Origin of the sequence: Thalassobellus citreus (assembly GCF_044385915.1) — a bacterium.
Lineage (GTDB): Bacteria > Bacteroidota > Bacteroidia > Flavobacteriales > Flavobacteriaceae > Thalassobellus > Thalassobellus citreus.
The window spans coordinates 1-211 of sequence record NZ_JBISCC010000002.1 but is presented as its reverse complement, the minus strand read 5'-3'; the positions used below and the strand labels follow the sequence as shown (position 1 = coordinate 211).

Genomic DNA, 211 nt, shown 5'->3' with positions numbered 1-211 from the left:
TAATCCTGCTAAACCTTGTATCCCTTGTATTCCTTGATCACCGGTATCTCCTTTGTCGCCTTTATCTCCCTTATCTCCTTTAGGACCTGTTGCCCCATCTGCTCCGTCTAATCCTGCTACACCTTGTATCCCTTGTATTCCCTGATCACCAGTATCGCCTTTATCTCCCTTAGGACCTTGTGGGCCTCTTATTTGCCCCACAGTTATCCAT

Annotated in this window: 1 pseudogene; it reads right to left on the bottom strand. The window is 46.9% G+C overall.

Annotated elements, in window-relative coordinates:
• Window positions 1–211 (bottom strand): annotated as a pseudogene (locus ACH5TX_RS00010) (collagen-like protein); the annotation flags it as partial.